The organism is Rhizobium sp. NXC14 (assembly GCF_002117485.1).
GTDB lineage: Bacteria > Pseudomonadota > Alphaproteobacteria > Rhizobiales > Rhizobiaceae > Rhizobium.
The window spans coordinates 2,253,153-2,278,494 of the sequence record NZ_CP021030.1 but is presented as its reverse complement, the minus strand read 5'-3'; the positions used below and the strand labels follow the sequence as shown (position 1 = coordinate 2,278,494).

The window sequence follows — 25,342 nt, the reverse complement described above, 5'->3', positions numbered from 1 at the left end:
TGGCGGAAGAGGTGGGATTCGAACCCACGGTACGGTTTCCCGCACGCCGGTTTTCAAGACCGGTTCCTTAAACCACTCGGACACTCTTCCAAGTTTTTGGGAAGCCTGAAGAAAGTCCGTTTCGGTCTTTCCGGTGGATCGGTGGTTTCTGCCGATTTGCTGCCCATTCACTCACAGGCCGGCTTTTTAGCAGCTTTGATGGCAGCGTCAACTTGTTCTGCAGAGAAGCGGCGTTGACAGCCGCTTCTCTCTGCCGCCGTCAGACCAGGACGGTGAAGTTGTCGAATGCGAGCTGCGGAAAGCCCGTGGGCTCGACATCGGGCTGAATATCGAAGCGGACAAAATCGACCGCTCCCAAGGCGGCCAGCGAAATATGCTGACCATCGGCAATGGTGTCTCCGTAGACCGTCAGTGACATCTCACTCACCTTGTTGCCGCCGATATAACCCTCGAAGGTGACCAGGGCATCGACACCTTCATAGGCGGGGTCGAAATTGGTTGCGACATCGACGCCCTCGATGGTGAAGAGCTTGCCATCAACGCGTTCGAAAAACGGATTATAGGGATTGGTGACGACGTACTCGTTGCCGCCGGATTCGGCGACCGCCCAAAGGTTGCCATCGAGTTTGTCGCCAAATTTGAATCCTGCATAGCCGGAGGCGATATCAGGCAGCCCGGGATATTCGGTGGGAGCATTCTCGAAATCGATGGAATACTGCCCTTGCGGAGGAGTGTGGACGCCGATGTTGAGGCTGGCGACGTCGGTGCCGCCCTTTCCATCGGAGATCTTAAATGAAAAATTCTCGCCGAAGATACCGCCGGGCTCAAGCGCGCTCGGATCATTGACCGTGTAACTATAGCTGCCGTTGCTCCAAATCGTCAGCGTCCCGTGCTCACCCTCAATGGTAAGATATGCCGGCTCGCCCGCCTTGTTGGGAATTCTCATTCCGTTGACGAACTGAACCTGAAGCAGATCGCCGTCGGAGTCCGAGGCGTTGTCGAGAAGGTTTCCTTCGATGGCCTCCGCTGGTGCGTAGTCGTGAACCTTCACGTCAGGCACTATTGGTTTGTGATTTGCCATGGCTCGTCTCCTAAAGATGAGCGTGGAAAGGACGCCGGGCTGCGACGCGAACGCCGCAAATAAACTTTCTACTCCACTTTGAGTCAAGCAACAAACTACACGCGGTAAGGGAGTGGCGCCAGATGCTGGCGCCGTGGGGACACGTATATCGGAGAGGAACAGCTGGTATGCTACCCTGGGAGGAAGGTTCCGGTTGTAACCAACGTCGGAAGAGCAGCTGCTGCGCGTGCCGGTGTCTCAATCCGGTACCGCTCTGACTTTGAAAGCAGGCCGACGTTTACCATGTGGCCCGCATCGGCACACCGATTTTGGCTCTGATTGCAACAACGGGAGAGCTTCCTGTTAGCAATTTATAAACCATATTTATTAGAATTATCGCTATCGCAGCGAAATCGTTCGCAAATTTGCCACGAACCCAGCAAGATTAAAGTCTCGTTAGGCGGGCGGGGATAAGGCGTTGTTGACCCAGGATGGGGCAGAGTTCCTTAACCATAACGATCTTTGAGCGGCGTGGGGCACATGAAACTGGAATACGGGGCGTCTATCGCAACGACAGCACGGTGGCTAGCGATATCGGCGATGTGTGCGACGGTTGCGGCGTGCGGCACGACACAGGCCGTGCCGAAGAAAAGAGCCCACGGCAAGGAATATTTTTCCGAATCCGAATATGGCGTTAAGGCCAGCCCCCGCGTCGCCACCGGCAACAATATCCCGAAGGGCGGCGGCCGCTACATGGTCGGCAACCCCTATGAGGTGAAGGGCAAGTGGTACTATCCGAAAGAAGACTTCGCCTATAACAAGGTCGGCGTCGCCTCATGGTACGGCTCCGCCTTTCACGGACGGCTGACGGCGAATGGCGAAGTTTACGACCAGATGCACCTATCTGCCGCGCATCCGACGTTCCCGCTGCCGAGCTATGCCCGCGTCACCAATCTCGAGAACGGCTCCTCCATCGTCGTGCGCGTCAACGATCGCGGCCCCTATCACGAAGGCCGCATCATCGACCTTTCCAACAAGACGGCCGACATGCTGGATCTGCAGCACAGCGGGACCGGCAAGGTGCGCGTGCAATATGTCGGCCGCGCCCGCATGGACGGCCATGACATGCCCTATCTGATGGCCTCCTACGTGCCGAAGGGCAGCCGCATTCCCGGCATCAATCCGGAAGGGCAGATCGCAACCGGCGTGATGGTCGCCTCCAACAGCCGCAAGATCACCCGCGATCAGTTGCAGAACGCCGAAGACTACGAGACGCCGGCGAATGTGCCGGTGCCGATGTCGGCGACCTCCTATGCCGGCTCGACGCCGAGCGCGCGCTACAATGCGGCGCCCGGCCTTGCGCCGGCCGCCCATGTTCTGGTGGCGCCGTCGGCTTCTTCCTCCAATGCCTCGCCGGGCTTCGATCAGATGGTGGTGCTGCCGGAGTTCGGTCCCATGCCTTATGAGCGGCCCTATGGCGGTTCGCAGGGCTCCCTCGCGCTCGGCTATCAGAACGAAGCTGTGAAGACAGTAACGGTCGATCTCGCCTTCGACGCGGTGATGGTGCGCAATGATGGCCTAACTCCGGCCTCCATCCTTGCCTCGGCCAGGCGCCAGCAGGCAAAATCGGCAGCGCGTTGAGCATGGCGATTGCATCGAATTTCGCCGCGCTCTAACCTTCTCAAAACGCCGTTGACCGATGGGAATTTGCGATGCTGAGGCCTGTGCTTCGTCTGCTTGCATGCCTGATGCCGCTCGCCGCCAGCGCACATGCCGCCGACGGGGGTGCAGCCGGTTTTGCCACCAAAGCGGCGCAGGCCTATATGATTGAGGCCTCCACCGGTACCGTGCTTCTCGCCAAGAATGAGGATCAGAGCTTTTCGCCGGCCTCGCTCGCCAAGCTGATGACGATGGATCTGGTGTTCGATGCGGTGACCAAGGGCGAGATCACGCTCGACACCGAATATCCCGTTTCCGAATATGCCTGGCGCACCGGCGGCGCGCCGTCGAGGACGGCAACGATGTTTGCGGCCCTCAAATCACGCGTGCGCGTCGAGGACCTGATCAAGGGCGTGGCGATCCAGGGCGCCAATGACAGCTGCATCATCCTCGCCGAGGGAATGGCCGGCAGCGAGGAGCAATTCGCTCAGTCGATGACCCGCCGCGCCCGCGAACTCGGCATGGAGAAAGCGGTATTCAGCAATTCCACCGGCCTTCCGGACGGCAAGAGCAAAGTGACGGCGCGCGAGATGGTGACGCTTGCCGCTGCCCTTCAGCAATCCTATCCCAATCTCTATCCTTATTTCGCGCAGCTGGATTTCGAATGGAACAAGATCTTCCAGCGCAACCGCAATCCGCTGCTCGGGCTCGATCTCGGCGCCGACGGGCTTGCGACCGGCTTTGCCGAGGGAGAAGGTTATTCGATCGTCGCGTCGGTCCAGCGCGACGGCCGGCGGCTGTTTTTGGCGCTTGCCGGCATCGCGTCCGACAAGGAGCGAACGGAGGAGGCCAAGCGCGTGCTCGAATGGGGGCTGACTGCCTTCGAGAGCCGTCAGATCTTCACTGAGCATGAAGTGATCGGCGCAGCCAGCGTCTATGGCGGCTCGGCGCGCACCGTCGATCTCGTCGCCAAGGCGCCGGTCAGCGTCTATATTCCGATCAGCAACCCCGACCGGCTTTCGGCGCGCATCGTCTATCACTGGCCGCTGACGGCGCCGGTGAAGCCGGATTATCAGGCCGGCACGCTCAGGATTTTCGCAGGCAGTCGGCTGCTCAGGGAAGTGCCGCTCTATACCGCGCAGGCGGTCGGTGAGGGCTCACTCAGCAGCCGGGCGGTCGACGCAGTGCTGGAGCTCGGCGAATCGCTGTTCTTCTCCTGGCTCTGGGACAAGTCCGCCCCCGGCTGAACGCCGGGATGAGGCTCTCGCGTACAGCTCTTCTTTTCCCGCGTGCCGTTGCCGCACAGTCATGCTTCAGACTTGAATGCCTGACCTTCTGCTACAATTTGCGGGGAAGGTGATTATGTCGCCGCCGCGAAAGGTTTTCCTTCCCGATGTCTTCGGATAGATAGAAGAGGCGGGGCGCGCGGGCGTGCGGCGTCCGGAATGCGGGAAGTTGTCATTGTCATCCGGTACGGGACTATTCGTTACGTTTGAAGGCGGGGAAGGCGCGGGGAAATCCACGCAGATCCGCCGCCTCGCCGAAGCGTTGAAAGGCGAAGGGCATGACGTGCTGGTGACGCGGGAACCGGGCGGGTCGCCGGGCGCGGAGGCCGTGCGCCACGTGCTTCTTTCGGGCGCGGCCGAGCCCTTCGGCACGCGGATGGAGGCGATCCTCTTTGCGGCGGCGCGCAACGATCATGTCGAAGAGGTGATACGGCCGGCCCTGACATCAGGCAAGATCGTGCTCTGCGACCGTTTCATGGATTCTTCGCGTGTCTACCAGGGCATCACCGGCAATCTCGACCCTGATTTCGTTGAGATGCTGCAGCGGGTCGCCATCAACGGCGTCATGCCGGATTGCACCTTGATATTGGATATTCCCGCAAAGGTCGGCCTGGAGCGGGCGCAGAAGCGCAGCGCCTCGGACGGTCCCGATCGCTTTGAAAAGGAGCGGCTCGAAACGCACGAAAAACGGCGCGAAGCCTTTCTCGATATCGCCGCGCGCGAGCCGGAGCGCTGCCACGTGGTTGACGCCATGCAGACGGAAGAGGCGATTGCCGCCGAAATCCTGGCGATCGTCAAGCGGCTGATGTCGCCCGCAGACGCGCTCGGATGCCGGAAGCCGCCCATTATGAGTGAAGTCCATTATGAGTGACGATCGGCCGGGACTGCTGGACGGCGCCATCTGGCCCGCCGAAAATACCAGGCTGTTTGGCCATGAGGAGGCGGAATCCTTTCTTGCCCAGTCCTACCGATCCGGCAAGGGTCATCACGCCATCCTGATCGAAGGGCCGGAGGGCATCGGCAAGGCGACGCTCGCCTTCCGCTTCGCCGACCACGTCCTCTCGCATCCCGATCCCGATGCTGCGCCGGAGAAGATCGGCGATCCGGATCCCGCCTCGGCCGTCAGCCGCCAGATCGCCTCCGGCGCCTCGCACAATCTCCTGCATCTCGCCCGGCCGGTGGACGAAAAGACCGGCAAGGTGAAATCGGCAATCACCGTCGACGAGGTGCGCCGCGCCGGCAAGTTCTTCTCGCAGACCTCGGGCACCGGCAACTGGCGAATCGTCATCATCGACCCGGCCGATGACATGAACCGCAATGCGGCCAACGCCATTCTAAAGATCCTCGAGGAGCCGCCGAAGCGGGCGCTGTTCCTGGTGCTTTCGCACGCGCCGGGCCGGCTGCTGCCGACGATCCGCTCACGCTGCCAGCCGCTGAAACTGGCGCCGCTTCCCGACGAAGCACTCGTTGCGGCCCTTGCCCATCTTGGCATAGCAGGCGAGGGCAGCGTGATTTCGGCGGCCAAGGGCAGCGTCGGCGAAGCCTTGAAACTGTTGAACTATGGCGGCAGCGAAATCATCGCTGGTTATGACGAAGTGCTTTCCGCCGAGGGGCCAACCGCCCGCAAGGCGATGCACCGGCTGGCAGAGGCGCTCTCGGGCAAGGAAAGCGATACGATTTTCGATTTCTTCGTCAGCCACGTCGGCGACGACATCATGAGCCGCGCTCGCGCGGCGGCAGGCGAGGGGCAGATCGCCGCGGCCGAACGGCTGGCGCGGCTCTATTCGGAGGTTACCGAGCGGCTTACCGTTTCCGACGCATATAATCTCGACCGCAAGCAGACGATCATCAGTATTCTCTCCGATATCAAGCAGCCCAGACTCTAGCCAAGGTATAGGCGGATCAGCCGGCCAGCAGCTTCCACGCAACGAGCGCAAGCGTGATGGCCAGGAGAATGCGAATGATACGTTCGTGCAGCTTCGGCGCCAGAAGGCTTCCCAGAATAATACCGGGAATCGAGCCGACGAGCAGGGCAAAGAGCATCGCCCAATCGATCTCGCCGATCAGCCAATAGCCGGTGCCGCCGATCAGGGTCAGGGGTACGGCGTGGACGATGTCGGAGCCGACGATTTCGCGGACATCGAGCCTCGGATAGAGCACGAGCAGGATCGTCACGCCAAGCGCACCGGCGCCAACCGAGGTCAAGGTGACAAGCACGCCGAGACAGAATCCGAGAATGACGGTGAGGGCAAGAATGGTCGTCGGCCGCGGCAGGGTGCGGTCGCCGATGGCGCGACGCGCAAATTCGAGGATCGGGCCACGAAAAATCAGCATGAACGCGGTCATGACGAGAAGCCAGCCGAGGGCTGATGTAATGGTGTTTGTCACGCCGATGCTCTTGCGATCGACACCTGCCAGCAGCCAGAGCATCAGCAAGGCGGCCGGGACGCTGCCGGCGGCGAGGCTGCCGATGATCTTCCAGTTGACGCGCCCATGCACGCCGTGAACAGCGGTGCCCGCTGTCTTGGTGATCGCAGCATAGAGAAGATCGGTGCCGACGGCAGTTGCCGGATGGACGCCGAAGAGCAGCACCAGCAGGGGTGTCATCAGCGAACCGCCGCCTACGCCGGTAATGCCGACAAGGGCGCCGACAAACAGTCCCGAAATCGAATAGAGAGGCTCGAATGTCAAGCAAGCGCCTCCAACGGCGCCCGGTGACGGGGATTGTGGTGGGTGAAAACTGGCACGTCGTTGGGTCCCGCCTCTCTTTCTGACGACCGGTAAATTGGGTGCGAGACGGAGTCAAGCTCACGACCCCGTGTCCTGGAATTCATGGGCGGCAGCGAAACTTGATGTTTCGCTCGACGGTGACATGCGCTAAGAGCGGCTGACCATTGATAAATAAGCCGGACCTTGGCCGCCATGACAGACAAGACATCCTTCTATATCACCACCGCGATTTCCTATCCCAACGGCAAGCCGCATATCGGCCATGCCTATGAGCTGATCGCGACGGATGCGATGGCTCGCTATCAGCGCCTGGATGGCAAAGACGTCTTCTTTCTGACGGGCACCGACGAACACGGCCAGAAGATGCAGCAGACGGCGCGCGCCGAAGGGATCCCGCCGCAGGCGCTCGCCGACCGCAACTCCGGCGAGTTCCAGGCGATGGCCAAGCTGCTCAATGCTTCGAACGATGACTTCATCCGCACCACGCAGGAGCGTCATCACGAGACATCCAGGAATATCTGGACGCTGATGGCCGACAATGGCGACATCTACAAGGACAGCTATGCCGGCTGGTACTCGGTGCGGGACGAGGCCTATTACCAGGAAAACGAGACGGAGCTGCGCGCCGACGGCGTGCGTTACGGCCCGCAGGGCACGCCCGTCGAGTGGGTGGAAGAGGCAAGCTATTTCTTCAAGCTCTCCGAATACCAGGAGAAGCTGCTGGCCCATTACGAGGCCAATCCCGATTTCATCGGCCCGGCCGAGCGCCGCAATGAGGTGATCTCCTTCGTCAAATCCGGCCTCAAGGACCTGTCGGTGTCGCGCACGACCTTCGACTGGGGCATCAAAGTGCCGAACGACCCTTCCCATGTCATGTATGTCTGGGTCGACGCGCTGACCAACTACATCACGGCGACGGGCTATATCGAGGACAAGAATGGCCCGAGGGCGAAGTACTGGCCGGCGGATGTGCACATCATCGGCAAGGACATCATTCGCTTCCACGCCGTCTATTGGCCGGCTTTCCTTATGTCTGCGAAGCTGCCGCTGCCGAAGCGCGTTTTCGCCCACGGCTTTCTGCTCAACAAGGGTGAGAAGATGTCGAAGTCGCTCGGCAACGTCGTCGATCCGGTCAATCTGGTGAATCATTTCGGGCTCGACCAGGTGCGCTACTTCTTCCTGCGCGAAGTCTCCTTCGGTCAGGACGGCAGCTATAGCGAAGAGGCGATCGGCACGCGCATCAATTCCGACCTCGCCAACGGCATCGGCAATCTCGCCAGCCGGTCGCTGTCGATGATCGTCAAGAATTGCGACGGCAAGATCCCGGAATGCGGCCCGCTGACCGACGAGGACAAGGTGATGCTTGCCCAGACCGATGCGCTGCATGCATCTACGCGCGAGGACATGAGCAAGCAGCTCATTCATCGCGCGCTCGCCTCGATCATTGCAGTCGTTTCGGAGGCCGACCGCTATTTTGCCGGCCAGGCGCCCTGGGCGCTGAAGAAGACGGATCCGGCGCGGATGGGCACGGTCCTTTATGTCACGGCCGAGGTGGTGCGCCAGATCGCCATCCTGCTACAGCCCTTCATGCCGGAATCGTCGGGCAAGCTGCTCGATCTTGTCGCCGCGCCTGCCGACAAGCGCGATTTTGCCGCGCTTGGCGAAGGTGGCCGCCTCGTTGCCGGGACGGTGCTCGAAGCGCCGACACCGGTCTTCCCGCGCTATGTGGCTCCGGAGGCCTGAGGCCGTGCTGATCGATACCCATTGCCATCTCGATTTTGCCGACTTCGAGGCGGAGCGCGACGAGATCGTCACGCGCGCCCACCAAGCCGGCGTCAGGCAGATGGTGACGATCTCGACGCGCGTGCGCAAGCTCGACGGGCTGCTCGCCATCACGGAGAAATATCCATCGGTGTTCTGCTCCGTCGGCACCCATCCGAACAATGCCGGCGACGAGCTGGACATCCAGACCGAAGAGCTGGTGCGCCTGGCGAAGGCGCATGAGAAAGTGGTGGCGATCGGCGAGGCGGGCCTCGATTATTTCTACGACACGCAGACACCAGAGGATCAGCAGACCGGCTTTCGGCGCCATATTGCCGCCGCTCGGGAAACGCAGCTTCCGCTCGTCATCCACAGCCGCAGCGCCGATGCCGATATGGCTGATATCCTGACCGAGGAAACGGGGAAGGGAGCCTTCCCCTTTATCCTGCATTGCTTCTCGGCAGGGCCGGATCTGGCGCGAACCGGTGTCGAACTCGGCGGCTACATCTCTTTTTCCGGCATTCTGACCTTCCCGAAATCGGAAGAACTGCGTGAGATCGCCAAGACGATCCCGCATGAACGGCTGTTGGTGGAAACGGACGCGCCCTATCTCGCTCCGAAGCGCTGGCGCGGCAAGCGCAATGAGCCGTCCTATGTCGTCAATACGGCCGAAGTGCTCGCCGAGACGATTGGCCTTTCCTATGCGGACGTCGCACGGATCACGACGGAGAACGCGTTTCGCCTGTTCTCGAAAATGCCAAGGATTTAGCAGGTGCTCTATCGGCGGCGCTTCACCATTCTCGGCTGTTCGTCGTCACCGGGCGTGCCGCGTATCACCGGCGACTGGGGCGCCTGCAATCCCGACAACCCAAGGAACCGGCGCACGCGCGCCTCATTCATGGTGCAGCAGTTCGCTCCTGATGGCGGTGTGACGACCGTCGTCATCGACACCGGACCCGATTTTCGTGAGCAGATGATCCGGGCAGGGGCCGACCATGTCGATGCGGTGCTCTACAGCCATCCGCATGCTGATCATATTCACGGCATCGACGATCTGCGCGGCTATTTTCACAATACGCGCCGGCGAGTGCCGATCTACGCTGACCAATTTACGATGGACAGGCTGCGTGAAGCCTTCGGCTATTGCCTGGAGACGCCGCCGGGCAGCAATTATCCGCCGATCGTGCTGCCTGTCGTCATCGAAAATCTTGACGAACCCGTCGAAATCCGCGGCCCCGGCGGCAAGATCGATTTTTTTCCGCATATCCAGCAGCATGGCGATATCAATTCGCTCGGCTTCCGCATCGGTGATGTAGCCTACTGCAGCGATATCAGCGATTTCCCGCCGCAGACCGTCGAGAAACTGAAAAATCTCGACGTGCTGATCATCGACGCCCTGCAATACACCTATCATCCGAGCCATCTGTCGCTGGAGCAGTCGCTCGACTGGATCGGCCGGCTGAAGCCGAAAAGGGCGATACTCACCCACATGCATACGCCGCTGGATTATGACGCGGTAATGGCGCAGACGCCGGACCACGTGGTGCCGGCGTTCGATCAGATGAGCTTCGAGACGGAGTTTCTCGCTTAACCCAGCGATGCAGCATGCTTACACGCGTGCAGCAGGATCGGGGACTGAGCCGCGACCCTGGCGCAGGTCACTGCATGTAGGGAAGAACCTCGACCGCGCCGCGATAGATCATGTCGAGCGAGACGTAGAGGATGATCAGCAGACCGATATAAGCGATCCAGCGATGGCGGCCGAGCAGACGGGCGATCAGGTTCGCGGCGATACCCATCAGCGCGATTGACAGACCGAGCCCGATGACCAGGACGCTCGGATGTTCGCGCGCAGCGCCCGCAACGGCGAGCACGTTGTCGAGCGACATCGAAACGTCGGCAATGACGATCTGGGTTGCCGCCTGGAAGAAGGTCTTTTTCGGCGCGCCTTCGCCGCTTTCCGCTACGCGATCCTCGTTATGGCCGTCGCGAAGCTCACGCCACATCTTCCAGCAGACCCAAAGCAGCAGCAGGCCGCCGGCCAGCAGCAGGCCGACGATCGCCAGCAGATAGACGGCAACACTGGCGAAGAGAATACGCAGGACCGTTGCGGCAAGAATGCCGACGATGATCGCCTTGCGCCGTTGTGTGGCCTCGAGGCCGGCAGCGGCAAGACCGATAACCACGGCGTTGTCGCCGGCGAGAACAAGGTCGATAGCAATGACCTGCAGCAAAGCCGTCAGACCGGCTGCCGTGAAGATGTCCATATGAAATGTCCCCAATGCGTCGAAAGCCGTGCTAGCGTCTCGATGGTTTGACGTCAACCGCCGAAGGCTGCAACAGACGGTGCGATTCACTGCCTGGTGTATCTGAAAAAGGACAGGCGGCAACGTTATGGAACTGCCGTGAAATGCCGCCGATCCGTCCCACTGCCGTGGAACATTCATCTCGGCTGCCGGTTCTCCAAGTCAGAAACCAGGCGTCGGGTCGACGGCTGGAAGGAGACATCGAGAGGAGCGTTCCGTGAGCAACATTCACCACGATACTAACCCCAGCTCTTCAGGCCCGATGGGCGGCGGCAGCCTTACGGCATTTTTCGACAGCCGGTCCGAAGCCGAATCTGCGATCTCCCGTCTCGAGGACGCGGGCGTGCCGGTCGCAAGAATAAGATTGATGCCGGGCTACGAAGCGGACGGAAAGAATGCCAGCGCCATAAGCGACGACCGCAGCGGCTTCTTCGACGCGCTGGCCGACTTCTTCTTCCCGGATGAAGATCGCGCGATGTACGCAGAAGGGCTGCGGCGAGGCGGCTTCCTCGTTCAAGTCAACGATATCGACGACGCGCTCTATGAGACCGTTCACGATATTCTCGACGACGAAGGCAGCATCGACATCGATGAGCGGGCAGATCTCTGGTTGTCGGAAAGCGGCCGTCAAGGTGGGTCGAATACCGGTTTTGCCGGCTCGGCCCATGGCGGCAAAGCTGCGGATGACCTGGCTGTGTCCGAGAGCGCATTCGAAGCTGAAACGCGACCGGTCGCGATACGCGACACCGCGCATGGAAGCGCCAAGGTGCGCGCTTACACCTATCCCGGAGGCAGCTCGCCATCGACCGATCCTGGCCGGCAAACGCAGTCGCAGTCGCAAGGCGGGTCGAACCAGGGATTCCGACGTGATCACTGATGTGTCGGCATGAGGAGCCGACCTCGATCGCCCCTGCTGAATAATTGAGGAGACGTCCATGCAATCGTCCATCAATCGCGACGGTTTCCTTCCGCCGGATCCCGATGAACTGGTCGCGGAAGGTGAGCCGCCGTTTGCCGACGCCGCCACCGCGACTGCGCGCGAGAAGGCCGACCACGATCTCGACCTCCTACAGCACGAAGTAAGGCTATTGCGCGCCCGGATCGGCATCCTGCGCGAGGATGCGGAATCGGCGCTGAAAGCCCAGGCAAACCTGATAGACGCAAGCGCCCATGTCCAGCTCGGCAACTATCCCTGGGCAAAGCTCGCCTTGGCCACGGGCGCGGCTTTCATCGCCGCCAGAATCGTTCGCAGCCTTCCGTTCGGCGCTTTGCTGGCCGGCCACCTCTCTGAGACGAGACGGTGGTGAAGGGCTGACCATCTGATACGCCCGGTCCTCCGACAATTCGGGGGCGAGCCCGATGTGCCGCCTACGGTTTTGACTGCGGGCCGCACTTCGCAGTTGCGCCAAATTCCATTTCTGACATTACCAACCGTAGCCGGCACTGTGCCGCAGGGGGTCTGCAGGACGGGGAGGCGCCCCGATGATGCGCACCGAGACAACGATCGGCAATGATAGCAGCTGGGCAACGATCAGCCTGCCTCGGCCAGACAGTTCCTCGATTGACGTTGATGGCGTGACGCTTCACAAAGTGCCAATCCTCTACAGCACAAGCGGCACCGTCCCGGGGACCACGATCACATGCGCAGCAATGACGACCGCCATTCCTTGCGGAAAATATTCACAGTCCTGACGATCCTGTTTTCCACACTGCTGCCAATCGGCGTCAATCCTGCTTCCTCGGCTGAGTCATCCGAATCCTCGGCGCCGATCCGTGTCATCATCGAATTGCCGAATGACGTTTCCGGTCGCGCTCTGGTCGATCGGATCGTTCCCGGCAATCAGGAGCCCACGCGGCCAGTCGCCGTCTCACCAGCGCCAGCACCGCCGTCGATCGCGACGTCGCTGCAGGATTTGCGCCAGCGCTTGCTCTCGCTCGTCAACGCAGTTCCAACCCTTCCGGGACAGATCCAGGCGGCGATCCGGCTCTTCCAGACAGACAATCGTATCGACCCTGTCAGTCTTATCCTGGCGGTCACACTCTTCGTAGCAGGCGGTTTTCTGGCGCAGCGCATCGCCTGGTGGTCGGGGCGAGGGCTTCTTCATTTTATACTGACCGCATCTGCCGACACGGTCCGGCAGCGGATCAAACTGCACGCCGCGCGGCTGTCGATGGGGCTTCTCGCATTGATCGGCTACCTCATCGGAAGCCTCGGCGCCTTTATCCTGTTTCCATGGCCCGCTGTGTTTCGCGACGTTGCGCTCATTCTGCTGTCAGCTGCGCTCATGGTGCGCCTCGGCGTGCTGGTGGGCCGCATCGTGATCGCTCCGGGCGCCCGCCTGCCGCATATGCGGCTTGTGACCCTTGTGACGTCGCTTGCGTGGTTCTGGTACTACTGGCTCCTTGCAACGGTGGCTCTGTTGGCAACCGGCTGGGCCACCATCGAAGTGATACGAACGATCGGGGCTCCGGCCATATTGGTCGATCTTTTTACCGCCGCATGGCTCGCGGTCGTCTCGATCGCGCTGATCGCGATGATTTGGCTGCGGCAGTTCCGTTCCGACGGGCCGCCGGTGAACCGGCTGATCAGCGTCGGCTTCAGCGCAAGCATTATTCTCTCATGGCTGTTATGGGTGTCGGGACTGCGTGCTGCATTCTGGACGGTGATCGTCATTGCGCTTCTGCCGCTGACGGTATCGGTAGCGCGCGATATCACTCGGCGCATCATCATCAATTCGCAGGATGAGCGTTCAGTGGACGATCCGACCGTCTTGGGATGGTCGGTCGTTATCATGCAGACGTTGCGCAACGGTCTTATCGTGGTTGCCGCGCTGCTCATTGCCCGCGCGTGGGATGTCAATCTCGGTGATCTTGCCGCAGCCGAGACGGTGACCACACGTCTGATCCGGGCGGGAATCCGGATCGTGATCGTCTTGCTGGTGACCGACGTCATCTGGAAGCTCGTCAGCACTCTGATCGACACGCAGATGGAAGTGGCGTCGCGGAACGTGAATGCAGGCCATCAGGAGGGGCCGGAGGCGCGCCGTCGTCAGCGGTTGAATACGCTTCTTCCCATTCTTCGCAATGTGCTGTTCCTCGCGATCGGCGCCGTCGGTTTCCTTATGATTCTGGATTCTGTCGGCATTCAGATCGGGCCGCTGCTTGCTGGCGCTGGTGTCGTCGGCATCGCCGTCGGCTTCGGTGCGCAAACGCTAGTCAAGGACATTATCTCCGGGGTCTTTTATCTGTTCGACGATGCCTTTCGCATCGGAGAATATATACAGGCGGCAAAATACAAGGGTACGGTCGAAGGATTTTCACTGCGATCGATCCGCTTGCGACACCACCGCGGTCCTGTCACCATCGTTCCATTCGGCGAACTTGGCGCGGTGCAAAATCTGAGCCGCGACTGGGTCATCGACATCATCACGCTTACGCTGAACTATGACAGCGACCTCGAGGAGGTCCGCAAGACCATCAAGCGCATTGGCGTCGAGCTTCTGGACGATGCCGAGCTGGGGCCCAATATCATCGAGCCCTTGAAAATGCAGGGCATCGAGCAGATGGCGGATTATGGCGTGCAGATCAGGCTGAAATTCATGGCCAAACCGGGCGAACAATTTGGCGTCCGCAGAAAGGCGCTTGCCATGCTGAAGAAGACCTTCGCCGAAAAGGGCATTCAGTTTGCAACACCGACGGTGCATGTCTCCGGCGGAACGGCCGATGCAGCGTCATCAGCCGCCGCGTCGGAGCTCCAGAGACCAACAAAACCAGTCTTGCCGATTGAGGATTAGCAAACCGCAAGGCTTCCACCCCTTGTTTGGAATGCCCGTGGGCGATGTGCGAGTCGAACTTGTCGGGCAATCGATCTAAAGGTACAGCCAGATGATTGATTTCAGGTCACTGACAGAAGCAGATTTTCCGATATTGTGTGAGTGGCTAAATAAACCTCATATGCGTGCTCACTACCAGAAGACGCCGATAACGATCGAGGAAGTCCAGAGGAAGTATTCTGAGCGCCTGAGCCCAAGCCATCCTACCCATTGCCATATAGCTTGTTATAATGGTGAGCCTTTCGGAACATTGCAGTGCTATTTGCTTCGCGACTATCCCGACTTCGCGTCTGAGATGGGCGAGCACGACGGCGTAGCGGTCGACTTATTTATCGGTGATGAGCAGTTCATAGGGAGGGGCTTGGGGAAAACTATGCTTCGCTCATATGTGCTGAACGTGGTTCCTTCACTTTTTCCCCACGACTGCAAATGTTTCATTTGTCACGCTAAAGAGAACCAAATAGCTATTCGGGGTTCGCTGTCCGCAGGGTTTCTGCCGTATCGAGACGTCATCGAGGGCGGAGTGGAAAGTCTGCTACTTTCATTCGACCGATCGAACCAGGCATGTCTGCCTTTTGTCCGATAATCTCGTTCGGCGATAAATCCCGCTGACCATTGCCGAGAGACGGTTCGGGGCCAAAAGCAACAGTCGGAAAACCGCTCTCCTGTTCCATAATCTACCTTATGCGACCGTTTTGTGGCCGCAAAGTTAAAGTGTCCTGTTTCTGCAAAACAAGAGTGTCACTCTCCCCGGGTTTTGATGAGCTGGGAGATTGCGGATGGGACTGACAGCGATGCGCGGTGTGGCCCTGCAAAAATCTAGGCATCCGTGCATCCGGACTGACGATATTCGAACCGTATTGGTCGGTTTAGCGTTGCCTTAAAGAAACTGTGCAAGGATACGCTCTTACCACCACACCGGCGAGCTGATGAAGTTTCGAAAAAACCCAGAGATAGCGCGCAGCCGCGCGGGCTGCCTAACCGGCCATGTGAGCGCCTTCGCGCCAGCGGTGTTTGCGGCCATTATTGCAGCTATCGTCGTCTGGGTGGCAACGAATTGGCGGCTGGAGCGCGCTCTCGCCGATGAACGTTCGATTGTCGCCGGTGAGCTTGCCACGATATCATCTCGGCTGCAGACGAATCTGAATAGCAATGTGAAACTGTTACAAGGGCTGGCGGCGGCTATCTCCGTCGATCCGGCAATGGGTCAGAACGGATTTTCCAAACTTGCAGCACGGATCCTGCAGCCTGATTCACAATTGCGAAGCTTCGCCGCGGCGCCTGACATGGTGGTCAGCTGGGTCTATCCGGAAAAAGGAAATGAAAGAGCCATCGGGCTCGACTACCGGAAGAACGAGAAGCAACGGGCTGCCGCGATGCTGGCGCGCAACACCCACAACATCGTCTTGACCGGCCCGGTGGAGCTTGTCCAAGGCGGAATGGCTTTTGTGGTCAGGTGCCCTGTCTATACCACCGACGGAAATAGCCAGGTCTTTTGGGGGCTGCTTTCCGGGATCATTCAAAGAAAGCCGGTCGTCGCAAACGTGGATATGACCTACGGCCGATGGACCCTCGCCGCGCGTCCGAAGCATGGATGGGGCCAAAATAACGGGATCGGCGCCTTCGAGTTCTATGCAAGTTTGTTGGCCTTCTGTGTCGTTGCCCCCATCGTCTGGGTCGGCTTTCTGACCAGATCGCGCCAAAGAACCATCGAAAAACTTCGCCTGCACAAGAAGAAGCTCGTTCGCGCGCGGCAACGCCTGGAATACCTGTCACTGCACGACGCGCTGACGGGACTTCCCAATCGACGGTTCGTCGACCAGATGATCTCGCAGCCGCCGCGGCCGGCTCCGCACGATTGCCTGATCCTCATCCATATCGACCTTGACCGGTTTAAAGAGATCAACGACACGAAGGGCCATGCCGGCGGTGACATCGTCCTCCAGGCCACGGCTTTGCGGCTCGCCGATTTGGCCGGTCCGAACGACGTCGCGGCTCGCATCGGTGGAGACGAGTTCATTTTCGCCAGCTGGAGCGCCAATCCTGAGCCTAAAGCAACCGAATTGGCCAAGCAGATTGTCGACGCGCTTCAGCGCAACATTTTTATCGATGGAGCAGCCTATGTGGTCGGAGCAAGCGTCGGCGTCGCCTGGGAGGCTGAACCTTCTCGACAGGACCTCGGCCAGTTGCTCCTGAATGCCGATCTGGCGCTCTACGAGGCGAAGAAGGCGGGTCGCGGTCGCGCGGCTATCTTCACCGAAGAGCTTCGAAGCGCCGCAGTCCATTCGAAAGAACTGGCGGATGAATTCAACCAAGCGCTCGAACGCGACGAGTTCGTCGCGTTCTTCCAGCCGCAGTTCGACGCAACCACATTGGCGGTCGCAGGCGTCGAAGCCCTCGCCCGCTGGGATCATCCGCGAAGAGGTCTGCTCGGCCCCACCGAGTTTCTTGATGCTGCGGAAAGGCTCGGGCGTAGCGGCGACATGGATAGACTGATCCTGCAAAAGGCACTCTTCGAGCTGACGAGATGGGACGGCTTGGGACTGCAAATCCCCCGGGTTTCGGTCAATATCTCCGCGCACCGACTGGCGCAGGCAAATCTGCTTGCCGAGCTTTCGGCCCTTCCCGCAGTGAGGGGCCGCCTGTGTTTCGAGCTGCTTGAAACAATCTCCTTCGATGAGCTTCAGCCTGCTCTCAATGAGGTGATTTCAGCCATCAAGGCGCTCGGCATAGAAATAGAAATCGACGATTTCGGCACAGAACATGCCAGTATCGTCAGCTTGCTTCGATTTGAACCCCGAAGGCTCAAGATCGATCGAGAGATTGTCAAGCCGATCCTCGCCTCTCCTTCTCAACGCCGTCTGGTCTCCTCAATCATCGAAATCGGCCGATCACAGAACATCGACATCGTTGCCGAAGGCGTGGAGACAATGGAGCACGCGAAGATCCTGAAAGATCTCGGCTGCCATCTGCTGCAAGGTTACGCTCTGGCGCGGCCAATGACCTCGGAGCAGCTGATCGAATTTTGCCATCAGCCGCATAGAGGAACCGCAAAGGCAGGCCGCTAGGTTGGCCGTCGGCTGTTTGTGCTTGCGGGTCTTCGTAAGCAGGTTCATTCTTATCCCCATTGAGAAGCCCGCCGGCAGCGGCCGATGTCGCTGTCGCATATAGGGTTTCGTGAGATGCCTGCGATGGAATGCGCCGGCTGCGGTTTCGACATTCAGAGCGGTTTTGCTTTCTGTCCGCGATGCGGCGCAAGGCAACCCCTCTCCTGCGCGGCCTGCGGTTATCCATGTCAGCCTGATTTTGCCTTTTGCCCGAGATGCGGCGCGTCAATCTCAGGCAAAGCCCAGCCGGCCGCGAAGCCGGCCATCGAGACGGCACCGGCTGAATCCGATGGCGATGCCGACCGTCGGCCGGTGACGGTGCTCTTTGCCGATCTCTGCGGCTTCACGACGTTGAGCGAGCAGATCGACCCCGAAATCATGCGGGTGCTGCAGAACGAATTGTTCGAAGAGATGACCCGGGCGGTGGAAGCCTATGGCGGCTTCGTCGACAAATTTGTCGGCGATGCACTGCTGGCGCTGTTCGGGGCGCCGGTCGCCCATGAGGACGATCCGGTGCGGGCGCTTGGCGCCGCACTTGATATGATCGATCGGGCCGCTGCGGTCGGCAAGCGCTGGCAGTCGCGTGCGGGCGTGCCGCTGCGCTTGCATATCGGCATCAATAGCGGCCCTGTGGTCACTGGCGGCTTCGGCGCCGCCAGTACAAAATCCTATTCCGTGACCGGCGACACGGTGAACACCGCACAACGGCTGCAATCCATGGCCGGCGAAAACGATATTCTCGTTGGTCCGCTGACCTACCGTCTCACCCGCCACGCCTTTGCCTTTGACAGCCTCGGCGCGCAAACCCTGCGCGGTAAGGTTGGAAACGTCCTCGTGCATCGGCTGACCGGACTGCTGGAAGCGCCGCATACGGCACGCGGGCTCGAAAGTTTCGGCCTTCAGGCGCCGATGGTCGGACGGGACGCGGAATTGTCGCGCCTGTTGACCTGCCTCGATCTTGCCTGTGGCGGCGCCGCGCAGCTTGTCCGCCTGATCGGCGAAGCGGGCATCGGCAAATCGCGTCTGGCCAGCGAATTCGTCGGGATCGCCGGCAACACGGACCGTTTTCCTGGGCTTGCTATCCGCAGAGCCACCTGCTCTCCCCTCGGCGAACAATCGTACGGCACGCTCGCCGCGGTCGTGCGGAGCGCCTATGGAATCGGCGAGCGGGACGATCCCGACAGGACACGGCAACTGCTGACAACGGGATTCCGTGCCCTCGATCTCGGGCCTGACGACGTCGCGGCGCTTTTGCCGCTCTTTTTCCATGTTCTCGGCCTCGGCGATCCCGATGGCGCGCTCCGGCACATCGAACCGGAACAATTGCGTCGCCAGATCTTCTATGCGGTCCGAACCATCTTCGAGCGGCGGCTGGCACAAGGCCCTCTCCTGCTTGTGATCGAGGATCTCCACTGGGCGGATGCCGCCTCACTGGAAGTGCTGCGTTTCATGATGGACCGGCTGGAGCGCAGCCGACTGATGCTGCTTGCGATTTACCGGCCGACGTCGCAGACGGATCCGCTGAACTCCGATCGCGTCAGCGTCACTGTTCAGCGTCTCGGCCCCCTCTTCGCTGCCGATGGGCAGAAACTGCTTGCCGCCTTTTTTGGCGAGGGTCACGGCAAGTTGCCGGCGCCAATGCGCAAGCGCATCCTCGAGCGCGCCGGCGGCAATCCACTGTTTATCGAAGAAATCCTGCGCGGCCTGATCGACATGGGCGCGCTGCACAATGACGGTCAGCGCTGGCATGTCGCAGCCGAAGACGCGGATGTCGATATACCGGTCAATCTGCAAGCCCTGTTGCTTGCCCGCGTCGACAGGTTACCGCAGGAGATCAGACGTCTGGCGCAGGAGGCTGCCGTCGTCGGCCCGAAGTTCGATACCGCCCTACTCCGCACCGTCGCGACCGATCCGGCCGGCATCGATGCAGCGCTGGATTATCTCTGCGATGCCAATATCATCGAGGAATTGCGTGGACCGGATGCCGAGATAGCGCCGGGCTATCGCTTCAGCCAGACCTTGATGCACGACGTCATCTACCACAATCTGCTGCTGCAACGCCGCATGGAGCTTCACCGACGGATCGGCCGGGCGCTGGAACGCCAATATGGCGTGGCGCCGGACCGAGCAGAGCATCTGGCGCAGCTCGGCCATCATTTCAGCCTGACCACCGAAAAGGCCAGGGGGGCCAGCTATCTCATGGCGGCCGGCGATATGGCGCGCAAGATATACGCCAATGACGATGCCATGCGTCTTTACCGACAGGCTCTTGCTGCCTTTGCCGACGAACAGGAGGCGCCGCCGGAGCAATTGGCACTGTTGGAGCGCCTTGGCGATCTCTGCGGTCCTGCCGGCCGGCGTGAGGCCGCCCTGAACCATTATCAGCGAGCACTCGCCATTCATCGCGCGAAAGATGATCGGATCGCCGCTGCGAGGATCTTGCGCAAGATCAGCCGCCTGCATCTCGATGCGGGACGCCGCGATCAGGCGGAGGCCCATTGTGCCGAAGCCGAAACGATGATCGCGCCGATCGATGCGCCGGTCGAACATGCCCATCTCCTGCAAGAACGCGGCCACCTCGCCTTCCGCACCGGCGACCAGGCTGCTGCTGCCGAATGGGCGACACAGGCGCTGCAATGCTTGCAAACACTGCCGATCGATGGAACGACCGAGGCCGGACGGGAGGCAGCGCGGGCGATGGCAGAGGCGCTGAACACCAAAGGTGCAGCACTCGCGCGTCTCGGACGCCGCCGTGATGCCGTGCAGGAAGTGGAGCGCAGCCTCTCGGTCGCCGAAAAGGCCGATCTGCAAAGCGCCGCCTGCCGCGCCTATTCCAACCTCGGCGTTCTCTACACGATCGTCGATCCGGCCAACGCCATCAGGATCTGCCGACGCGGATTGGAGGTCGCCACCCGCATCGGCGATCTCGGCTTCCAGGCGCGTCTTCTCGCCAATCTCGCGGTCTCCTGCTGCACCTTCACCGATCGCTGTGGAGCCGAGGGCGTGCCGGCGGCGGAGAAGGCGGTCGAAATCGACCGGGCGCTCGATCAGCGCGACCATCTGTCCGTACCGCTGATCGTACTCGGGCAGATACACCAATGCCATGGGCAGCCGAACCTAGCTCGTAAGTATTACGAGGAAGCCCTTGAGGTTGCGAAGGAAATTGACGAGCCGCAACTGCTCTTTCCGTGTTATGATGGCTTGGCGACACTGAGCCTTGAACACGACGACATGGATGAAGCGGAACGGTATTTCGCGCTGGCGCAGGATGTGTGCATCCGCCACAAGCTTGACCCCGGCACATTCGTCGTCTTGCCGTTTCTCGACTGAAGGCTTCGCATCTCACTCGTCGCTCTGCATCAATTCGCCAAAGCGATTCAGAGACATAAAGGGAGGAACTAACAATGCAGGAGAACCACGCCGATAAACCATTACAGCCTGGAGATCGCGCGCCCAACGTGGTGCTGGATGCGATCACCCGCCATGGCAAGATCGCCATCGATGATTTTCGCGGTCAGAAGCCGGTGCTCGTCGGTTTGTTTCGCGGCCTGCACTGCCCCTTCTGCCGCCGACAGATCGCCGCCATGGCCGAACTCACCGATGCGCTACAGGAAAAAGGCATCGATAGCCTCACGGTCGTCAATACTCCGATCGAGCGAGCGCGCCTCTATTTCCGCTACCACCCGCTTCCCAATTTGCTCGCGGCCTCCGACCCCGAACGGGTATCGCACAGAGCTTTCGGCTTGCCGAATATCGAGTTCACCGAATCCGAGAACGAATGGCCGTACAAGGTCAGCATGAGCACAATGTCGTCAATGCAGGTCGACATGCCGGGCGAGCTGCCAGAGCCCATGGATGTGATGGCGGCGATGGAATATCTCGACAAGGCCGACGGTTATGAATTCACCGAGGACGACACTCGGATGATCGCCACTGGCCATGGCCAGCTTGTCGGCGAATTCCTGCTCGATCGGGATGGCGTCGTGCGGTGGTGTTTCACGGAAGTCGAGGAAGGTGGCCGCAACTTGTTCGGCGGTCCCGCCCCCCGCGATGTAATGTCGGCGGCTTCAAATATGGCTGTTTGACACCTGTTGTGCTTATTGCGCTCTGAAGCGGGTGTGGCAGGTCGTGCAGGTCTGCAGCATGAGGTGAAAGGCGTGTTCCGCCGGCATTGCCGACAGCTCCTGCTCGCTTCGAACGTGAGTGCCGAGGGGGCCGCCACCCATGGCCTCCCCAGGCTTCATGCGCATGCCGGCGGGCATCGGTCCCGGATTATTCTGCGCGGCGACGTCGAGCGCGACGGCATAGTCGCGCAGGTCGTTTGCAATGCGGTCGAATCGCTCGCGCTCATCAAGAATGTTCGGCATGGCCTTTGATTGTGGGCTGGCCATCTCGGATGCGAAGTGTTCGGAAAGAACGACGCCGGATCTGTCGCGGATGGTGTCTGCTGCCCATCGGAACTCGGCTGCCTTATAGCTTGCCGGATCCTTGAACATGCCGGAAATTGTCTTTGCCGCCGCGGCCATGGCCTTCATGTCCGCCTGTCGAAGCGCCACGACATCCTCGGCGGCCGGCGACGGGACTGTCGTCAAGAGAGCGGCTCCCACGCCAGGGAGCAGTCCAAAAGTCGCCATGAAAAAGGTCCGTCTCATAGAGCTGCTTCCCAAACCGACGTGATGCCGCCTCTACGCATATCCCTTCTCATCTGGGCAACAACAGGGCGGACACCCTCCCCGAGGTTCTCGGCAATGGGCCGATGCGGAAGCGTTAACCGCTGCCGAATAATCTGCGGCTTCGATTGGAGTGGATCAATGAAAAGTGGCTATTCGCTCGCTCAGATAGGGCTTCACTGGCTGGTCGCCTTCATGGTGCCGGTGCAGTATCTGACTGGCGGCAGCATCGAGAGAATTCATCATGCAGTCCACATGGGGATGACGCCATCCGCGTGGGATGTCGTCCAGCATCAGCTCCATAACTACGCGGGGATCGCAATCGGCCTGCTGATGGGTGTGCGGCTCGCACTTCGCATATTTCAACCGCCCTCGCCTACCGCGCCCGGCACACGGACCGGATGGATCGCCACGGCGCTTCATCACGCCTTCTACGCCGCAATCATCGGCCAGGCATGCATGGGCGCCGTCGCCAGCTACTTTTGGTTTGGAATCGCACCGTACCACGTTCTGGGGTCGAAGATCATCCTGGCGATGGTGGCGTTGCATCTTGCCGCAGCGGCCTGGCACACACTGGTCGCCCGTGACGAGACGGTCGACCGGATGCTGCTGCCGCACCGGAAGCGGCCGGCAAAAAACGTCTAAGTGGCCAGGATGCGTCATATTAACGACTCGAATGTCGGCAATTGCTAGGTCCGCGATTGAAAACGGGCTGCATTACCTGTAGCTCTTCGGGAATGGGCAAGATGTACCGAATCACAGTGAGCACGTTGCTCGTGATGATGCGGCTGGTGATCGTCGTATCACTGGCGGGGTACTCGTTGGCGAACGCCAGCGCGGCGATGCATGGCTCACCGTTCCCCGAACCGCAAGTGGCCGCCGCAGAGATGATGCAGTCCCATGAAGGCCACGACGTGGCGGAGGCGGGCCATCACGACCATTCGCGCATCGACATGCCCGATGACGATGGAGGTGCGAAGCTCGTCAAGCAGGAATGCTGCAAGGATTTCTGCGGCGGGCTCGGCATCATTTGTGAAAGCCCCGACGTCGGTGGGCCAGTCGTAACCTCGATCCGGCAGTTCGTGGACGACCGCACGACCTTCGGCGAACAGCCGCCGCTCCACCGCCCTCCGAATATCTGAATAGAGACGCGCCCGCTCGATCGGGTCCATTCGGTCGCCGCCTGACTCCGGGCGAGCGCCCGTAGCTATCTCTCATTCGGAAATTTCATAATGAAACCCTCGCTTTTTGTGGTGGGGCTGCCGCTTGTCGTCGGCGGCTGCACATCCACACTTCCTCCCGACGTGGTGGCGTCTTCCGCCACGGTCGAACAGCCGTCGCCGCACCCGGCCGCATATCGGTCACCGGTCTCGGGCTTTGTCGCCAGGCAGCCCGTTGATGCCAAGCCGTGGCGTAGACAAAACGATCTGCAGTCTCCCGCGAAAGGAGACGCCTCATGATCGGCCTCCGAAAATTGACGTCCGTGCTGGCGTTTCCGTTGGTGCTGAGCGGTTGCGTCACGGGCGCCGAATATTCCAGCAAACAAGCAGGGTTCGCTTCTGTTGCCGACAAGACCGCGATAGCGACGAGAAAGCAAACGGTTTGGATCCAGAACCAGAATCAGGCGCGCTCTGTCGCTGCGGAGGTCAAAAATCTGCTCGCGCGACGGAAAACCCTCGATATCGAGACGGCGGTTCAAATCGCCCTGCTCAACAACAAGGGCCTTCAGGCTGCCTACGCCGATCTCGGCGACAGTGCGGCCGATGCCTGGCAGTCGACGATGTTCGTCAACCCGATAGTCTCGATCGGCGCGACAGGCATCGGCACGCCGGGATTGGAGGCCTTCAAGACCATCGAGGGGGTGATCACGACGAACATCCTGGCGCTTGCGACGAGGAATCGTGACGTTGCGATCGCCGACACCCGCTTCCGCCAAGCGCAACTGACCGCTGCCGAAAAAACGCTACAGGTCGCCGCCGAGACGCGGCGCGCCTGGATCGGGGCGGTGGCCGCCTGGGAGAATGTCGGGCAGCTGCAGCGCGCCCAGGCGACGGCGGACGCCGCCTCCGAACTTGCGGAGAAACTTGGCGAGACCGGTGCGATGACCAAGGGCGCCCAAGCGCGTGAACATGTGTTCGTCGCCGAGCTCGCCGGGGAGACTGCAAAGGCGCGCCTCGCAGCTCGCCTTACCAAGGAGGAACTCACACGGCTGATGGGTCTCTGGGGGGCCGACCTGGGCTACCGGATTCCGAACAGCCTGCCGCCGCTGCCTAAGGCCGTCGTCAGACGCGATACGATCGAGGCCGAGGCTCTGAGGAACCGCATCGATCTTCAGGTCGCGAAGCTCGAGCTGGAGGCAACCGCAAGATCGTACGGGCTCACCGAAGCGACGCGGTATGTAACCGATCTCGAAATCCTGACGGGTTTCGAAACGGAACGGGAAATCGAGGACGAGGAGAAGACCACCAGAACCACCGGCCAAGTCGAGCTGGAGTTCGCGATCCCGATCTTCGACGCCGGCAAGGCGCGGATGCGCAAGGCCGAGCTGGCCTATATGCGCGCGGCAAACCAGCTCGCGGAGAAGGCCGTCAACGTCCGTTCGGAAGCACGCTCCGCATACGAGGCGTACCGCTCGAACTACGACATCGCGCGGCACTACCGCAACAATGTCGTGCCGTTGCGCACCAAGGTCGAGGAAGAATCCCTGCTGACCTACAACGGCATGATCACCAACACCTTCGAGCTGCTCACCGACACGCGCGACAAGATCAACTCCATTCTGCTCTCCGTCAACGCCAAGCGCGATTTCTGGCTCGCGGAAGCCAACCTCGCGCCTGCGATCTACGGCGGCAGCGCGACCAGCGCGTCGGCAGAGACCGAAGTCGCCGCTGCCTCGGGCAGCAGCGGCGACGGCCATTGAGAAAGGAACC

At 60.6% G+C, this 25,342-nt stretch carries 21 protein-coding genes, 1 tRNA gene and 1 pseudogene; 18 read left to right on the top strand and 5 right to left on the bottom strand.

Annotated features, from left to right (window positions below):
* Nucleotides 1-90 (bottom strand) — tRNA-Ser (locus tag NXC14_RS11225).
* Nucleotides 91-259: 169 nt separating this feature from the next.
* Complete coding sequence (locus NXC14_RS11220) at nt 260-1,168, bottom strand: Ig-like domain-containing protein (protein WP_245362092.1); 909 nt, start codon at nt 1,166-1,168, stop codon at nt 260-262.
* 432 nt (nt 1,169-1,600) lie between these two features.
* Between NXC14_RS11220 and NXC14_RS11215 the strand changes: the two genes are divergently transcribed.
* From NXC14_RS11215 to NXC14_RS11200, 4 genes and pseudogenes are all read left to right on the top strand, one after another.
* Entirely contained in the window at nt 1,601-2,701 is a 1,101-nt protein-coding gene (locus NXC14_RS11215; protein WP_085778206.1) for a septal ring lytic transglycosylase RlpA family protein, read from the top strand.
* A 71-nt stretch (nt 2,702-2,772) separates the two neighbouring features.
* Entirely contained in the window at nt 2,773-3,966 is a 1,194-nt protein-coding gene (locus NXC14_RS11210) for a D-alanyl-D-alanine carboxypeptidase family protein (protein WP_085778205.1), read from the top strand.
* Between the two features lie 214 nt (nt 3,967-4,180).
* Nucleotides 4,181-4,860: pseudogene (gene tmk, locus NXC14_RS11205) on the top strand (dTMP kinase).
* Nucleotides 4,861-4,868: 8 nt separating this feature from the next.
* A complete protein-coding gene (locus tag NXC14_RS11200) occupies nt 4,869-5,891 on the top strand; it encodes a DNA polymerase III subunit delta' (RefSeq protein ID WP_085778204.1) in 1,023 nt (340 codons plus the stop codon).
* A gap of 16 nt (nt 5,892-5,907) precedes the next feature.
* Here NXC14_RS11200 and NXC14_RS11195 read toward each other — a convergent pair whose 3' ends face one another.
* Nucleotides 5,908-6,696 (bottom strand): sulfite exporter TauE/SafE family protein, encoded by a 789-nt coding sequence (locus NXC14_RS11195; protein ID WP_085778203.1) that lies wholly within the window; start codon nt 6,694-6,696, stop codon nt 5,908-5,910.
* 231 nt (nt 6,697-6,927) lie between these two features.
* On the opposite strand from NXC14_RS11195, the gene metG reads away from it, so the two are divergent.
* The 3 genes from metG to NXC14_RS11180 are packed head-to-tail and all read left to right on the top strand — an operon-like array spanning nt 6,928 to nt 10,087.
* Complete coding sequence (gene metG, locus NXC14_RS11190; RefSeq protein ID WP_085778202.1) at nt 6,928-8,478, top strand: methionine--tRNA ligase; 1,551 nt, start codon at nt 6,928-6,930, stop codon at nt 8,476-8,478.
* 4 nt (nt 8,479-8,482) lie between these two features.
* A complete protein-coding gene (locus tag NXC14_RS11185; protein WP_085780069.1) occupies nt 8,483-9,265 on the top strand; it encodes a TatD family hydrolase in 783 nt (260 codons plus the stop codon).
* 3 nt (nt 9,266-9,268) lie between these two features.
* A complete protein-coding gene (locus tag NXC14_RS11180; RefSeq protein WP_085778201.1) occupies nt 9,269-10,087 on the top strand; it encodes an MBL fold metallo-hydrolase in 819 nt (272 codons plus the stop codon).
* A 67-nt stretch (nt 10,088-10,154) separates the two neighbouring features.
* On the opposite strand, the gene NXC14_RS11175 is transcribed toward NXC14_RS11180, so the two are convergent.
* Nucleotides 10,155-10,763, bottom strand: coding sequence for a TerC family protein (locus NXC14_RS11175; protein ID WP_020921320.1), 609 nt, complete (start codon nt 10,761-10,763; stop codon nt 10,155-10,157).
* Nucleotides 10,764-11,019: 256 nt separating this feature from the next.
* Between NXC14_RS11175 and NXC14_RS11170 the strand changes: the two genes are divergently transcribed.
* The 7 genes from NXC14_RS11170 (at nt 11,020) to NXC14_RS11140 (ending at nt 21,827) form a co-directional block, all read left to right on the top strand.
* A complete protein-coding gene (locus NXC14_RS11170) occupies nt 11,020-11,679 on the top strand; it encodes a hypothetical protein (protein WP_085778200.1) in 660 nt (219 codons plus the stop codon).
* Nucleotides 11,680-11,737: 58 nt separating this feature from the next.
* On the top strand, nt 11,738-12,109 hold the full coding sequence (locus tag NXC14_RS11165; protein WP_085778199.1) for a hypothetical protein: 372 nt from the start codon (nt 11,738-11,740) through the stop codon (nt 12,107-12,109).
* 333 nt (nt 12,110-12,442) lie between these two features.
* Nucleotides 12,443-14,596 carry a mechanosensitive ion channel domain-containing protein gene (locus NXC14_RS11160; RefSeq protein WP_085778198.1) on the top strand — a complete coding sequence of 718 codons (2,154 nt, stop codon included), beginning with the start codon at nt 12,443-12,445 and terminating at the stop codon, nt 14,594-14,596.
* Between the two features lie 91 nt (nt 14,597-14,687).
* Complete coding sequence (locus NXC14_RS11155; RefSeq protein ID WP_085778197.1) at nt 14,688-15,221, top strand: GNAT family N-acetyltransferase; 534 nt, start codon at nt 14,688-14,690, stop codon at nt 15,219-15,221.
* Nucleotides 15,222-15,564: 343 nt separating this feature from the next.
* Entirely contained in the window at nt 15,565-17,703 is a 2,139-nt protein-coding gene (locus tag NXC14_RS11150; RefSeq protein ID WP_085778196.1) for a bifunctional diguanylate cyclase/phosphodiesterase, read from the top strand.
* 123 nt (nt 17,704-17,826) lie between these two features.
* On the top strand, nt 17,827-21,072 hold the full coding sequence (locus tag NXC14_RS11145) for an adenylate/guanylate cyclase domain-containing protein (protein WP_085778195.1): 3,246 nt from the start codon (nt 17,827-17,829) through the stop codon (nt 21,070-21,072).
* 74 nt (nt 21,073-21,146) lie between these two features.
* The gene (locus tag NXC14_RS11140) at nt 21,147-21,827 is read left to right on the top strand and encodes a peroxiredoxin-like family protein (RefSeq protein ID WP_085778194.1); all 681 of its coding nucleotides are present in this window, start codon (nt 21,147-21,149) and stop codon (nt 21,825-21,827) included.
* 12 nt (nt 21,828-21,839) lie between these two features.
* Here NXC14_RS11140 and NXC14_RS11135 read toward each other — a convergent pair whose 3' ends face one another.
* Nucleotides 21,840-22,394, bottom strand: a complete 555-nt coding sequence (locus NXC14_RS11135; RefSeq protein ID WP_085778193.1) for a cytochrome c — start codon at nt 22,392-22,394, stop codon at nt 21,840-21,842.
* A gap of 159 nt (nt 22,395-22,553) precedes the next feature.
* On the opposite strand from NXC14_RS11135, the gene NXC14_RS11130 reads away from it, so the two are divergent.
* The 4 genes from NXC14_RS11130 (at nt 22,554) to NXC14_RS11115 (ending at nt 25,332) form a co-directional block, all read left to right on the top strand.
* Complete coding sequence (locus tag NXC14_RS11130; protein WP_085778192.1) at nt 22,554-23,057, top strand: cytochrome b/b6 domain-containing protein; 504 nt, start codon at nt 22,554-22,556, stop codon at nt 23,055-23,057.
* A gap of 101 nt (nt 23,058-23,158) precedes the next feature.
* Nucleotides 23,159-23,554 carry a hypothetical protein gene (locus tag NXC14_RS11125; protein WP_085780068.1) on the top strand — a complete coding sequence of 132 codons (396 nt, stop codon included), beginning with the start codon at nt 23,159-23,161 and terminating at the stop codon, nt 23,552-23,554.
* A gap of 90 nt (nt 23,555-23,644) precedes the next feature.
* Nucleotides 23,645-23,872: a hypothetical protein gene (locus tag NXC14_RS33345; protein ID WP_085778191.1), complete on the top strand. Its 228-nt coding sequence runs from the start codon at nt 23,645-23,647 to the stop codon at nt 23,870-23,872.
* On the top strand, nt 23,869-25,332 hold the full coding sequence (locus tag NXC14_RS11115; RefSeq protein WP_085778190.1) for a TolC family protein: 1,464 nt from the start codon (nt 23,869-23,871) through the stop codon (nt 25,330-25,332). Before NXC14_RS33345 ends, NXC14_RS11115 begins: the two co-directional genes overlap by 4 nt.
* The last annotated feature ends 10 nt before the right edge of the window (nt 25,333-25,342 follow it).